Consider the following 14092-nt stretch of genomic DNA (forward strand, 5'->3'; position numbering starts at 1 on the left):
CAGGTTACCCACGTGTTACTCACCCGTCCGCCGCTAACTTGAACAGAGCAAGCTCTGTCAAGTCCGCTCGACTTGCATGTATTAGGCACGCCGCCAGCGTTCGTCCTGAGCCAGGATCAAACTCTCCGAAAAGTGTTTGACTTGCTCATTTGTTTCCATTAAAACACGGGGTGTTTTTAATGGAAGATAAAAATTTAAACGTTGACGTTTTTATTGATTTTGTTCAGTTTTCAATGTTCAATTCGTTTACGCTGTCTTCACGACAACTACAACATCATATCATTAAGTTCTTTTGTTTGTCAACAACCTTTTCAAAAAGTTTATTAACCTTTTTTATGTTCCTCTCGTTTTAACTAGAAGAACTTCTCAATGACAGGCTTTATTCTATCGCATTTCTCAAAAGCAAGTCAACTTCTTTTTAAAGCAAAATGATTGGTGATCTTCACTTTAATTCAGTTGTGTTTTCGCTTCATGTCTTAGCGACGTTTAATAATATATCATCTATTAATCTATATGGTCAATACATTTTCCGAAAAAAATACAAAAAATTCTTTTCACCTTTTCTCACATCTCTACCCCGCTTATACAGAAAGCCCCGGTCGTGTGTTTGACCGAGGCTTTCCTTTAGGATTTTTTATTTTGGATAAGCTTGATTACTTCCATAAGCACAACCGCTGCTAAGGCAAGTCCTGCAGCAACGAGCCACTCATCCCAGCCAAACGAAGGCGGAATCGAAAAAATGTTTCGCATGCCTGGCAGCACCGTTAATCCATACAGTAAAAGACAAACACTTACGGCACCAAGAACATATTTATTACTGAAAAATCCGATTCCAAATACTGTTTGTGTATTGGAACGGGCTGCAAAAGTTTGAAGCGTCCGGGCCAAGATCAATGTAGTAAAGGCCATGGCGATACCCATTTCTGCCGACGTCTGCACCCCCATGTAATGAGAGACAATAACCGCGATTCCAATCAGCAGCCCCCGGGTGACTACCGCTCTTAGCGTTCCTCCAGAAAAGATGCCTTCGTTTATATCGCGTGGCTTTCGTTTCATAACCCCCGGTTCTTCCTTTTCCATTCCAAGCGCCAACGCTGGAAGTGAATCATTAATCAAGTTGATAAATAAGAGCTGCAGTGCTGTAAATGGATTCGGAAGATTAAAAAACACTGCGAATAAAATAGCGATGATTGCGCCGAGGTTTCCAGCAAACAAATAACTAATCGCTTTTTTAATATTGTCAAACACCGTACGTCCAACGCCGACGGCATTCACAATCGAAACAAAGTTATCATCTGCGAGCACCATAGCGGCTGAGTCCTTTGCTACATCCGTCCCGCTTCCCATCGCAATGCCGATATCCGCTTGTTTTAAAGCAGGTGCGTCGTTGACGCCATCTCCCGTCATCGCCGTAATGGCGCCTTTTCGCTGCCATGCGCGGACAATACGGATTTTATTTTCGGGCGAAACACGTGCATAAACCGAGATATTCTCCAGCTTCTCATCCAGCTCTTCGTCTGAAAGCCGATCCAGTTCCTGGCCGGTTAAAGCAATATCATTTTCATCCATTAAACCTATATCCCGCCCGATCGCCTTCGCGGTCGTTTTATGATCACCTGTAATCATAATCGTCCGGATGCCGGCACTTTTCGCTTCTTCAATAGCTCCGTATACAGCTTCACGCGGCGGATCGATCATGGCAGTCAAGCCGACCAGTACCAGATCATTTTCATCCTCTGTCGTAATAGAAGCTTTTTCAGCAGAAAGCTTTTTATAGCCATATGCCAAAACACGAAGCGCATCATTTGAAAAAGCTTCATTTGCTTCTTTTACTTCGTTCAGCTTCTCTTCGGTAAGCGGCTCCTCTTTACCGTTCGTTAAAATAAAGCGGCACCGCTTGAACATCACATCCGGGCCGCCTTTTGTAAGCATCAGCCGTTCCCCTTCAATCGTATAAACAGTTGACATAAGTTTACGTTCAGAGTCAAACGGCAGTTCCAGTTCACGCCGAAACTGATTCCGCAGCTGTTCAGGAGGTTCGTTCATCTTGTTCCCAAAATGAAGCAGAGCGGTTTCAGTCGGGTCCCCAATTTCCTGACCTTCTTTATTTACATATGAGTCATTACAAAGCAAGGCGATATAAAGAAGCATTTGCTCAGACTTGTTTCTTTTCTCATGCGCTTCCGTAAATGTCTGTCCTACTTCCGGCAGAAAGGTGTTTGTAACGGTCATTTTGTTTTGGGTGAGCGTGCCGGTTTTATCTGTACAAATCACACTCGTTGACCCGAGTGTTTCCACTGCTGGCAGCTTCCGGATAATCGCCTGCCGTTTCGCCATTTTCGTTGTTCCAACCGCCATGACGATGGTTACAATAGAAGAAAGAGCTTCAGGAATCGCAGCTACGGCAACAGCGACCGCGAACATAAATGCATTCAGCATCCCTTCTGTCGTATCTACCTGCTCATTGCCAAACCAAATGCGCAATGCCTGAGCCGCAAAAATCAAAATACATAAAACAAGAATACCGATTCCAAGCTTCTTGCTGAATTCGTCCAGCTTCCGCTGAAGCGGGGTTTGTTTAGACTCAGCAGTCGCGATCATATTAGCAATTTTTCCGATCTCTGTTTCATTGGCCGTTCCCGTTACTACAAAACGGCCGCGTCCATTTACGACCAGGGAACCGCTATGTACCATATTAAGCCGATCACCAAGAGGTACTTGCTCTGTTAATGTATCCGTGCTTTTTTGGGCTGCTTCAGATTCTCCAGTCAGCATTCCTTCATTTACCTTCAATGATTCACTGGCAATCAGCCGTCCATCTGCCGGTACATAATCACCTGCATCAAGCTGAACAACATCCCCTTTTGCCAGCTCTCTTGCGGGCACCGTTTGACTCACGCCGTCACGTATTACCTTTGCGGACGGGGCGGACATTTCACGCAGTGCATCAAGGGAGCTTTCCGCTTTTCTTGTATGAATGACGCTGATTACGCCGTTTAACAAAAGAACAAGAAAAATAATAACGGACTCTACAGCCTCGCCAAGTACAAGCTGGATGCCGGCTGCTACAAGCAGAACAATTACCATGGCATCTTTAAACGTGGCTAAAAAAAGCTTCCAAACAGGGTCCTTTTTCTTGCCCTTAATCTCATTATAGCCATGCTCTTCGAGTCGTTTTATTGCTTCCCCGGTTGTTAATCCCTGACTGGTTGTATTCCATTCTGCGATCACATCATCTGCACTTTTGCGATAGGTTTCCAATGAGTCAGCTCCTTTCTGTTATTTGGCTTTTGTTTTTTGCTTCCTAAACATCCGTACGCATCATCCGCTTTTTCCATCTTGTACTGACAAAAGAAACTGTTTAAACAAGTTCGCTTCCTCTGTTATCGTTTTTTCAATTAAATACGTATGAGATGCTTGTTTTTCCGCAGCTTCAGACGGATAGGTGCTTAGCCTGCCCGAAACAAGCTCTTCTTTTACCATCGATTTCGGTATGTATGACACCCCAAGCCCCGCTTCAATAAATCGCTTTGTTACATCCATCTGGCTGACGGTCATGGTTTTCAAGCGGGGATATTTCTTTTTCAGTTCTTTTAAAAGCTCTTCCCAGTAACCCGGATGGTTATGCGCTAGAACCCGGTAATTTTTTAAAAGAAAAGCTTCATCGATCTTTTCGGCCGTCGGCCCGGCCAGTACAACCGCTTCACTGTGAATGATGCTGACAGATGTACCGGCAAAAGCAGAAGGCATTCGTGCAAGCCCAATATCTGCCTCACCGCTCCCCACTTTTTCGCCGATTTCATAAGACTTATGAATGTCGATCTGTACATCAATTTCCGGAAAACGGGCCATAAATTGCTGAAGTACGGGGGGCAGAAAGGACGAGGCAATCTGCGGTGCGCAGGCAATCGCCAGCTTTTTTGTATATCCCTGCTTCCAGGCGTCAAACTCACTTATATTCCGATCAAATGATTCGGCGATTTTCTTTGCACGCGGGAGAAAAAACAAGCCGGCCGGTGTCAGCTTGACCGCTTTCCCATGCCGCTCAAACAAAGAGATATCCAGCCGGTCCTCCAGCCGTTGAATATGCTTTGTGACGGCCGGCTGGGAAACAAACAATTCTTCTGAAGCCTGCCGGAAATTTTCTGTTTCCGCTGCTTTTAAAAATGTTTTAATCCAATAAATGTTCATACGTTCCTCCTTATTCCACTTCGTTATCGATTTTCTCATTTTTAACTAATTTTCATTATATAGGAAAACTCCTATACTAAATGAAAAGGAGTGAAGTGGATATGATCTGGAATGCACAGTTATATGATGGAAAGCACCAATTTGTCTCAAAATTTGGTGAGGATGTTGTGGACCTGCTTGCACCAAAAGCCGGTGAAGCGATTTTAGACGTTGGATGCGGTACAGGTGATCTGGCTTTTACATTGTGTAACAAAGGAATTCACGTGGTTGGCATTGACCAGTCTGCCTCGATGATCGAAGAAGCAAAACAAAAATATCCGCACATCCCATTTTTCGTAGAAAACGCGCACAACCTCCCGTTTGCGGAAAAATTTGATGCGGTATTTTCAAACGCCGCTCTTCATTGGATGAAAAAGCCCGAACAAGTGCTGGACGGTATATTTAAGAGTTTAAAGCCGGGCGGCCGGTTTGTGGCAGAGTTTGGTGCCAAAGGAAACGTCGCTTCTATTTCCCGGGCTATTATCGGGCAAATTGATCATTACGACCATAACCAATATCCATGGTTTTTCCCTTCGATTGGAGAATACACTTCTTTAATGGAACAAGCCGGCTTTCATGTCGCGTTTGCCGAGCACTTTGAACGGCCGACCCGTCTTGAAGGTGTAGACGGGATGCGGAATTGGATTCATATGTTTGGTGATGTGGTCATGGGCGCACAGACACCGGAAGAAAAAGAGCGGATCATATCCGGGGCTGTAGCCACATTGATGGAAGAACGGTTTTATGAAGATCATTGGATCGCGGATTACTGGCGGATTCGTATAATGGGAACAAAAAAATAACCGGGAAGCCCTCTTTGGGCTTCCCGGTTATTTTTTATTTTGCCGTTCCTCTTTTTACGCTGCTTTATTTTTATTGTAAATATCAAATGCAACTGCCGCAAGAAGCACAAGCCCTTTGATACCCTGCTGCCAGTCGATGCCGAGGCCAAGGAGGGACATCCCGTTATTCATGATTCCCATCACGAGGCCGCCGATGATCGCACCCGGGACAGTCCCGATACCGCCGTACGCAGAGGCACCTCCGATAAAGCAGGCCGCAATGGCATCAAGCTCAAACAAGTTTCCGGCTTTTGGAGTAGCCGCATTTAAGCGGGCCGCAAAAATCAAGCCGGACAGCGCAGAAAGAACGCCCATGTTGACGAATACCCAAAATGTCATTTGTTTTGTTTTAATCCCCGACAGCTGTGCCGCTTTTTCATTTCCGCCAATTGCATAAATATGGCGTCCAGCTTTTGTTTTTTTCATGACATATGTGTAAACAACAATTAAAATACCAAGCAGGATTAACACATTCGGAATGCCTTCGTAGGAAGCCAGTACGTAGGTAAATACATTCAGCAGCACAATCATGCTGACAAGCTTTAAAATAAACATTCCTTTTGGCTGTACATCAAACCGAAACTTTATTTGTGTACGGCGTGTTCTCAGCTGACTGATCACAAGCACAACAGACAACACAGCACCAATTAAAAGAGTTACTACATTTGCGGCGCTTCCATCCGGAATAAAGCCGGAGCTTATTTTTTGGAATGCCTCCGGGAATGGAGCGATTGACTTTCCTTCTAATACAATCATCGTCAAACCGCGGAACAAAAGCATGCCGGCAAGCGTCACGATAAAGGCCGGAATTTTTACATAAGCAACCCAGAAGCCCTGCCAGGCGCCAATCAAAGCACCGATCAAAAGAGAAATCACGACAGCGCCAAACGTGGACATTTCGTAATTGACCATCAAAATAGCTGAAATTGCGCCGACGAACGCAGCGATCGAACCGACAGACAAATCAATATGGCCGGTAATAATGACAAGCATCATGCCAATCGCCAAAATTAAAATGTAACTGTTTTGCAGGATTAAATTGGTGATATTCAGCGGCTGAAGAAGCAGGCCGCTTGTCAGCACCTGAAACAGCATCATGATGATGATCAGTGCAAAAATCATGCTGTATTGGCGCATATTATTTTTCAAAAGCTCTTTCATCGGTGACTCTGGCTGAAGCGGCGAGTAATTTCTTTGTTTTTGAGCGTGTGACTGCATCGATTATCCCCTCACCTTTCTTTTGGTCATATACATCATCAATGTTTCCTGGCTGGCCTCTTCTCTTGCGACTTCACCTGTCATCGATCCTTCATTCATAACATACACGCGATCACACATACCAAGAAGCTCCGGCAGCTCAGAGGAGATCAGCAAAATGCCTTTTCCTTCTGCGGCCAATTCATTGATAATCGAGTAAATTTCGTACTTTGCACCAACATCGATGCCACGTGTCGGCTCATCCAGAATTAAAATATCCGGCTCTGAAAAAATCCATTTACTCAGCACAATTTTCTGCTGGTTCCCGCCGCTTAAGTTGCCGGCTTTCTGCAAAACAGACGGTGTTTTGATCCGGAGCTTTTTACGGTAATGCTCCGCTTCGATCTTTTCTTTGTTTTCATCAATGATGCTCCGCTTGGAAATTTTATCGAGGCTTGCGAGCGTAATATTTTGCTTAATGTCATCCATTAAGATAAGACCGTTGCCTTTCCGATCCTCCGATACGTACGCCATTCCCTGCTTAATCGCACTTGTTACATTGGGAAACTGAACTTCCCGGCCGTTTTTCACAAGATGGCCGCTGATTTTTTTTCCGTATGATTTGCCGAAAATACTCATCGCCAGTTCTGTGCGTCCTGCGCCCATTAATCCAGCAACACCGACAATTTCCCCGCGCCGGATATGGAAGCTGACATTGTCAATCATTTTCCGGTCGGCGTGCGCCGGATGATACACCGTCCAGTTTTTCACTTCAAAAACCGTTTCACCAATGTTTGGTGTGCGCTCTGGATACCGGTTTGTCAGGTCTCGGCCGACCATCCCTTTAATAATTCGATCCTGGTTAACGTTATCCCGTTTCATATCGAGCGTTTCAATAGACTGCCCATCCCGAATAATCGTCATGGAGTCCGCCACCCGCTCAATTTCATTTAACTTGTGAGAAATCATAATGGCTGACATGCCGTGGCCCTTAAATTCAAGCAGTAAATTCAATAGGTTCTCACTGTCATTTTCATTTAAAGAAGCAGTCGGCTCATCTAAAATCAAAAGTTTTACATCCTTTGCGAGTGCTTTTGCAATTTCTACAAGCTGCTGCTTGCCTACACCAATATCTTCCACTTTTGTCTGCGGCGACTCTTTTAATCCGACTTTTTGCAAAAGCTCTTTTGTTCTCATCATTGTTTCATTCCAGTCAATCACGCCATTGCGGCTCAGTTCATTACCGAGAAAAATATTTTCGGCTATCGACAAATATGGAACAAGGGCAAGCTCCTGATGAATGATGACGATGCCCCGCTCTTCACTTTGACGGATGTTTTTGAATTCGCATACTTCTCCGTCCAGCAGAATGTCACCTGTGTAAGAGCCGTGCGCATAAACACCGCTGAGTACTTTCATGAGCGTAGATTTTCCTGCACCGTTCTCTCCGCACAACGCATGAATTTCACCTCTTTTAACTTGAAGGTTTACGTTGGAGAGTGCTTTAACCCCGGGAAACTCTTTTGTAATACCGCGCATTTCGAGAATGATGTCTGTCATTGTGCCACCTCTTCTTTCTGGCCAAGCTGCTCAGCCGTATAATAACCGCTGCCTACCAGCACGGAATCGTAATTGGTTTGGTCCACTGAGACAGGATTTAATAAAAACGAAGGAACAATCTTTGCGCCGTTGTCATATGTTTTTGTGTCATTTACGTCCGCTTTCTCACCATTAAGCACCGCTGTCGCCATATCCACCGCTTTTTCCGCTAATTGGCGTGTGTCTTTAAAAATGGTCTGGGTCTGCTGTCCATGAATGATCGATTTTATCGAAGCAAGCTCAGCGTCCTGGCCAGTAATAACCGGCATCGGCTTTCCGGCTGAACCATACCCGATTCCTTTCAAGGAAGAAATCACACCGATGCTGATTCCGTCATACGGGGACAGCACCGCATCGAGCCGGTCTTTCGTATAGTAAGCGCTTAACAAATTATCCATCCTTGCTTGCGCCACCGCTCCGTCCCAGCGAAGAGTCGCACCTTGATTAAATTTTGTTTGTCCGCTTTTCACCACCAGCTTGCCGCTGTCGATATACGGCTGAAGAATGGACATAGCGCCGTCAAAAAAGAAATACGCGTTATTGTCATCTGGCGAACCGGCAAAAATTTCAATATTAAATGGGCCTTTTCCATCTTTTAGCCCCAGTTTTTGTTCAATATACTGGCCTTGCAGGACACCGACCTGAAAGTTATCAAATGTCGCATAATAATCAATGTAATCACTGTATTGAATCAAACGGTCATAGGCAATAATTTTAATGCCTTGCTTGTGCGCCCGCTCAAGTACCGTCGTTAATGCTGCCTGCCCATCAATGGGCGCGACCACCAGAACGTCCACACCTTTTGTGATCATATTTTCAATTTGAGCTGTTTGGTTTTCCACAACATCTTCTGCATATTGAAGATCCGTTTTATAGCCAAGCTTTTCAAATTGCTTTTTCATATTTTCTCCATCGTTCACCCAGCGCTCTGATGATTTAGTCGGCATGGAAATACCGATATACCCTTTTTCGCTTCCACTCGTATCGATAACACCGCATGCGGATAAAAACAACATCAGCAGCAGAAGGATTGGAACCGAAAGCCACGTTCTCATTTGATGCTCCCCCTTTTGTTCCTTGTTTTCTTACCTTGACTATAGCACCGCACCTGATGTGCGTCTTTTCAATAAATTACCTTCTTTTATAAAAATTCAACTTTTATAAAAACGCTTTCATTAACATATAAAAAAACTGCTTTTTTCCTTAAAAGGCAGTCAGTTTGTAGACAAATTCTTTCGCTTTTAAAAAAAGAGCCGATAAGTGAAGCCTGCCGGACTTCGCGTTCCGCGGGCAGTGCGGCAGCCTCCTCGGCTGCGCCTGCGGGGTCTCCCGACTCACTGTACTTCCCGCAGGAGTCTTCGTCCGGCAAGCTTCACTAATTGGTGTAGAAGATCCATAAGCAAGGACTGACTAGACATTTTCTCTTTTGAAACAGAAGGCTCTCTTAAACACTATTATTGATTTTCTCGTTAGGCTAACGGAGCAGACTAGTTGAAGAAGAGGTACATACTACCTTCTGTTAATGTAATAATTAATGTTAGAATTTTTATGAGGAATAAAAGTAGTCTTTGGGGGAAATGTATGAATTCTTTTTTCAAAAAAATGATGGGCTTGTTCTTTGAAAAAGCCGAACTTAGAGTTAAACCGCTTATGTATGCACAATTAGCTATATTAATTGGTGTAGTATTTTTAGAGTTTTTAGTGAGTAATAGTGTTGATAATTATTGGAGCTATTCTGCAATTAGGAATCTTATGCTTGGAACAGTAATGCTGTTAATCGGCATAGAAAATTTTGTAGTTAGAGGAAATGAGCGTAAGGACTACTTCATTTTCTTTGTTGTTGCATTACTCTTTTATGGAATAGCTATTGATAATTTTTTCTTAAACTAACGGTTACTTAGCTGGAGAATCTGCCTATAGTAAGAATTCATAAATGGGTTCTTTTTCTTTTCGTGAAATATCAACAATTGTATTCAACAGAGCTAAACAGAAAAATACGACCTTACTAGCTCTATACACTCTTGTCGCAAGCCACTTGGCGGTGGGAGAGCGGCGCTGTCTGGCCGCCGCCGATCCATCCCATTTATGTGTACCGTCATCCATATCATTTGCCTGTGACTGCCTTTTCCTTAAAAGGCCGTTTTTTTATCCGCTATTTTTACGGTACTGATTCGGCGACATGCCCACAGCTTTTTTAAAAGCAGTGCTAAAATAATGCTGGGATTCATAGCCGACAGCTTCCGCAATATGCAAAATCGGCAGATCCGTTGTTTGAAGCAGATGAACAGCTTTATTCATTCTTTTCCCTGTTACAAGCTGGACAAAAGAAATGCCAAGCTCCTGCTTTGTAATCCTGCTTAAATAAACCGGTGAGACTTGCAGGGCTTCTGCAGTAGATTCCAGTGAAAGCTCCGGATTTTCAAAATGCTCATGAATATATTCTTTTGCCCGGCGGACTACAGGGGACGCTAAGGCATCCTGATTTGCCCGCTGCAGGCATTTTTGATAAGCAAGTGCTGCATGTTCCTTGATGTTCTCCCGGTAAAACTGGCTATGTATGTTCATATATTGCTTCAACGCTTCCTCTATCTCCCAAACAAGCTTTTCTGAAAGGGAGACCCATGTAATTAACACAACATGTTCTTCGTTTGAAAACAATAAATGCTCCGTTTCCTTCAGCCAGTCTTCTGCAATGTTTTTTATAGCAAACAGCATCATTCGGCGGTCGTTATCCGTTAAAATCGGCTTGCCAGAACGGTATGCCTGACTTCGAATAATGCCAATTTCCTCCGGCATTTCAGCAGGAAGCCCAAAAAACTCCAGCTGCGCCCTGACTTCCTCCTCTTTTAACGTCTGCTCAATCCATTCCCTTCCGAATGCTTCCTTTAGTGTTAGTTTATTTTTGGTAAGCTGCGCACTCATTCTTTCTACACGGGTGGATTCTCGTTCACTTTGCTGAAGCTGGTCACGCACACGGGTAACAACTTCAAGCAGCTGCTCCGGCTTTACCGGCTTTAAAATATAGTCTGTTACATTTAAGCGAAGCGCTTCCTGCGCATACGTAAACTCGTCATGCCCGGTAATAATAATGACCTGGCAGTCCGGCTTTTGTTTTTTCAAGGCGCGTATCATTTCGATTCCATTCATAATAGGCATATTTAAATCGGCGAGTACGATATGAACATTGTGCTCAAGGGCGAGTTCCAATGCTTCTTCTCCGTCTTCCGCCAATGCTGTTACTTCCATTCCGAGTTCTGTCCAGTTAATGGACTCCTGCAGCCCTTCCCGAATCATCGGTTCATCGTCTGCAATAAGCACCTTCCAATTTTTCATAGTCCTCCCCCTTATTCTCCTGTTAAACGATGATTCAGCGGCAGCACAACCAGCACTTTTGTGCCAGCACCCCGCAGGCTTTTTATTTGGATGCCGTATTGGGAGCCGAATACAAGCTGAATTCTTGCCTGTACGTTCATCATGCCGTAGCCAAAATCCGTTTTCTGCATCGTTTTTTCAGTATGGACGGATGCCAGCTTAACACGGATTTGTTCCAACCTTTCTTCTGTCATGCCGGCTCCGTCATCTTCTACCGTTAACAAAAGCTGTTCGTCTTCTTCACAAGCGGAAATATGGACATGTCCCGGCCCCCGCCTTTCTTTTATTCCGTGGTAAATCGCGTTTTCCACTATCGGCTGAAGAACGAGTTTAAGCACGGATGCATTTTCTACTTCAGGTGCCATATGGATCGTGTAATGGAGCTTATCCTTATACCGGGCTTTTTGAATGCTCAAGTAGCTTTTAATGTGTGTAATTTCATCCTGCAGAGAAATAATATCGTGCCCCTTGCTCAAGCCAATCCGAAACAATGTAGACAGTGATTCCACAACCTCTGCCACATCGTATGCTTTTTGCTTTCTAGCCATCCAGTTAATGGTATCAAGCGTGTTATATAAAAAATGAGGCTTAATATGCGCCTGCAGACTGCGCAGCTCCGCTTCTCTTTTTTGCTGCTCCTGCACTTTGTTCATCATCATCAGTTTTTCGATACGCATTAACATTCTGTTTAAGCTTCTGCCCAGCATGCCAATTTCATCTCTCCGACTATCCCTGTAGCGAACCGCCAGATCACCTGCATCTACCTTTTGGATAAATGAAATAATTCGCTCGATCGGTCTTGCCATTGAGTTTGACAAGAGATAAGCAGCCGTAGTAGCGATGAAAAAAATAAGAAAAATAAAGCAAACAACGAAAAAATTAATCGTCCGCACTTCTCGAACAGATTCTTGTGTTGAAAAAACACCGACGGTGGTCCAGTTGGTAAAGGGCTGGTTCTGATAAATAAACTGTCTCTTTTCTCCATTTATGATAGACGAAAAAGATCCGGCTTTCTTCGCCTTGAACCGCTCAACAGGAACGCCTTTAAGCAGCGAGGGTTCAGGCGAATAAATCGGCCGGCCGGCTTCATCAAGCACCATTAAGTAACCCGCTTTTCCTGTATTGATATTTCGAGCCGCTTCTGCTATCACCCGGATTTTTAAATCGATTAAAATCACGCCTTTTACTTTCTTTGTGTCCGGGTCTACAATAGCCCGTACAACCGAAACCACTTCCTCTTCGCTGTAATGGACGTGGCTCGTAATAGAGCGGTTTTTCGGCCGGCCGATCATTTTAAAAATACCGGCTCCTTCAACTGCCTGCTTGTACCAGTCCTCTTTCGCAAGATCCCAATCAGGCGGAGCATATAATTCATTACTGACAGCTTCTCCCTTGCTGTTTACAGCTAAAATACCGGCTACTTCAGGATAAAGCGTTGTAAGCCTTTGCATAAATTGCCGAATTGAATACTCTCCTTCTTCCGTTCGTTTCCCATCTAAAAACGCCTCTACTTCAGGATCAAATGAAAGCAGGTAACTGACATTCTGCATATTTCCTGCATAGTACTCGATTGATTTATTGACCTGCCCAATGAGCTGAAGCGTATTTTCGGTTACTTGATCCTCAATCACACGTTCAACCGTCACGGCAATAAGCAGGCTGAGGACAATGGCAGGAATGATCGTAATAAAGAGCAGCAGCGCGACCAGCTTATGCTTAATCGGAATGTTATTCAATTTCCATTTAGTTATTTTCATGTTTATCTCTTCTTTCCTTTACCATGCATAATAGGAGGCGGCATTCTCTTTTGTAACGACTGTTACCCCTGTATTGACACGGGCAGGAATGGACGAATCCGGATCTTGATGAAGCTGGACCAAAAAGTGCAGAGACTGGTAACCCATCTCCCATGTTCCCTGGGCAATAGCTGCATCGATTTCTCCCGACTGAATCAAATCCAGTGTCGTTTTGTATGTATCAAACCCGACGATTTTCACATCCCGGCCGTCTGCCCTGGCTGCCTGTGCAATACCTGCTCCTGCATTTGCCTCTGTTGAAAAAAAACCGCCAATATCCGGATGCTGCTTAAATAAATTTAGAACTGCCTGTCTGGCTGTTTTTTCATCCCGTCTTCCGTTTTCAACAGCGACTACCTGCATATTTGGGTAATGCTGCTTCATGGCTTCGGTAAAACCCTTTGTGCGTTCCTGCAAATTCAACTGGCCGGGTGCGGTAATGACTGCTGTTTTTCCTTTTTCGTCCATAAGAGACGCAAGCTTATGAGCCGCTTCTGCTCCTGCTTCTTTGTTATCCGTGCCTAAAAAAGAAGCTGCACCGCTTTTCGGCGCATCTGCATCAAACAATACAACCTGAATACCGGCTTCAACAGCCTGTTTGATTGTTGGATTTAGCTTTTCTGCGTCTACTGCTGATATGGCGATGCCGGCAGGCTTACGGGCAATGACCTGCTCAAGGACTGTAATTTGTTCATAAGCGTCAACTTGTGGCGCTCCTTTATATTCAATCGAAACACCCAATTCCTCTGCTGCGTCTTCAAATCCTTTGATTGCCGGCTTCCAATAATCAATACCGGCTTGAAACGTCACCATTACATATTTCTCATCAAGCGATTCCGGTGATGAATGCTGAAGTGCTTTTTCGCTCGTTTGATAAAAATAAAAATAAAGACCGAATGCGATGATTAATACTACATAAATAGCAAGCAGCTTTTTCATTGAGCAAGCCCCTTTCGAAGGAAGCATTAACTTGTACGTATAACGTAATTTCAAGATAGCATTTTTATGCTTTTTCTACAATGAGTGCCTGCATAAAAAAATGTGCGCCCTTTAAAG

The 14092-nt window shown here is 44.2% G+C and carries 10 protein-coding genes and 1 rRNA gene; 2 read left to right on the forward strand and 9 right to left on the reverse strand.

The window, feature by feature from the left end:
• The 3 genes from RIN81_RS12345 to RIN81_RS12355 all read right to left on the reverse strand — a co-directional run.
• Window positions 1-132 (reverse strand): 16S ribosomal RNA (locus RIN81_RS12345); the annotation flags it as partial.
• 492 nt (window positions 133-624) lie between these two features.
• Window positions 625-3261, reverse strand: a complete 2637-nt coding sequence (locus tag RIN81_RS12350; RefSeq protein WP_309090592.1) for a cation-translocating P-type ATPase — start codon at window positions 3259-3261, stop codon at window positions 625-627.
• A 60-nt stretch (window positions 3262-3321) separates the two neighbouring features.
• Window positions 3322-4191: a LysR family transcriptional regulator gene (locus tag RIN81_RS12355; protein WP_309090594.1), complete on the reverse strand. Its 870-nt coding sequence runs from the start codon at window positions 4189-4191 to the stop codon at window positions 3322-3324.
• Between the two features lie 101 nt (window positions 4192-4292).
• Between RIN81_RS12355 and RIN81_RS12360 the strand changes: the two genes are divergently transcribed.
• A complete protein-coding gene (locus tag RIN81_RS12360; RefSeq protein ID WP_309090596.1) occupies window positions 4293-5033 on the forward strand; it encodes a class I SAM-dependent methyltransferase in 741 nt (246 codons plus the stop codon).
• A gap of 54 nt (window positions 5034-5087) precedes the next feature.
• On the opposite strand, the gene mmsB is transcribed toward RIN81_RS12360, so the two are convergent.
• From mmsB to chvE, 3 genes are read right to left on the reverse strand one after another with little or no spacing between them, the layout of a single operon-like run.
• Window positions 5088-6233 (reverse strand): multiple monosaccharide ABC transporter permease, encoded by a 1146-nt coding sequence (gene mmsB / locus RIN81_RS12365; protein ID WP_309090849.1) that lies wholly within the window; start codon window positions 6231-6233, stop codon window positions 5088-5090.
• A 60-nt stretch (window positions 6234-6293) separates the two neighbouring features.
• On the reverse strand, window positions 6294-7829 hold the full coding sequence (gene mmsA / locus RIN81_RS12370; protein ID WP_309090598.1) for a multiple monosaccharide ABC transporter ATP-binding protein: 1536 nt from the start codon (window positions 7827-7829) through the stop codon (window positions 6294-6296).
• A complete protein-coding gene (chvE, locus tag RIN81_RS12375) occupies window positions 7826-8923 on the reverse strand; it encodes a multiple monosaccharide ABC transporter substrate-binding protein (RefSeq protein ID WP_309090600.1) in 1098 nt (365 codons plus the stop codon). Before chvE ends, mmsA begins: the two co-directional genes overlap by 4 nt.
• A 526-nt stretch (window positions 8924-9449) precedes the next feature.
• Between chvE and RIN81_RS12380 the strand changes: the two genes are divergently transcribed.
• Window positions 9450-9758 carry a hypothetical protein gene (locus RIN81_RS12380; RefSeq protein WP_309090602.1) on the forward strand — a complete coding sequence of 103 codons (309 nt, stop codon included), beginning with the start codon at window positions 9450-9452 and terminating at the stop codon, window positions 9756-9758.
• Between the two features lie 255 nt (window positions 9759-10013).
• On the opposite strand, the gene RIN81_RS12385 is transcribed toward RIN81_RS12380, so the two are convergent.
• The 3 genes from RIN81_RS12385 to RIN81_RS12395 are packed head-to-tail and all read right to left on the reverse strand — an operon-like array spanning window position 10014 to window position 13975.
• A complete protein-coding gene (locus RIN81_RS12385) occupies window positions 10014-11201 on the reverse strand; it encodes a response regulator (protein WP_309090604.1) in 1188 nt (395 codons plus the stop codon).
• A gap of 11 nt (window positions 11202-11212) precedes the next feature.
• The gene (locus RIN81_RS12390) at window positions 11213-12997 is read right to left on the reverse strand and encodes a histidine kinase (RefSeq protein ID WP_309090606.1); all 1785 of its coding nucleotides are present in this window, start codon (window positions 12995-12997) and stop codon (window positions 11213-11215) included.
• Window positions 12998-13015: 18 nt separating this feature from the next.
• Window positions 13016-13975, reverse strand: a complete 960-nt coding sequence (locus RIN81_RS12395) for a substrate-binding domain-containing protein (RefSeq protein ID WP_309090608.1) — start codon at window positions 13973-13975, stop codon at window positions 13016-13018.
• Window positions 13976-14092 lie beyond the last annotated feature (117 nt).

The organism is Domibacillus sp. (assembly GCF_031181085.1).
Lineage (GTDB): Bacteria > Bacillota > Bacilli > Bacillales > Domibacillaceae > Domibacillus.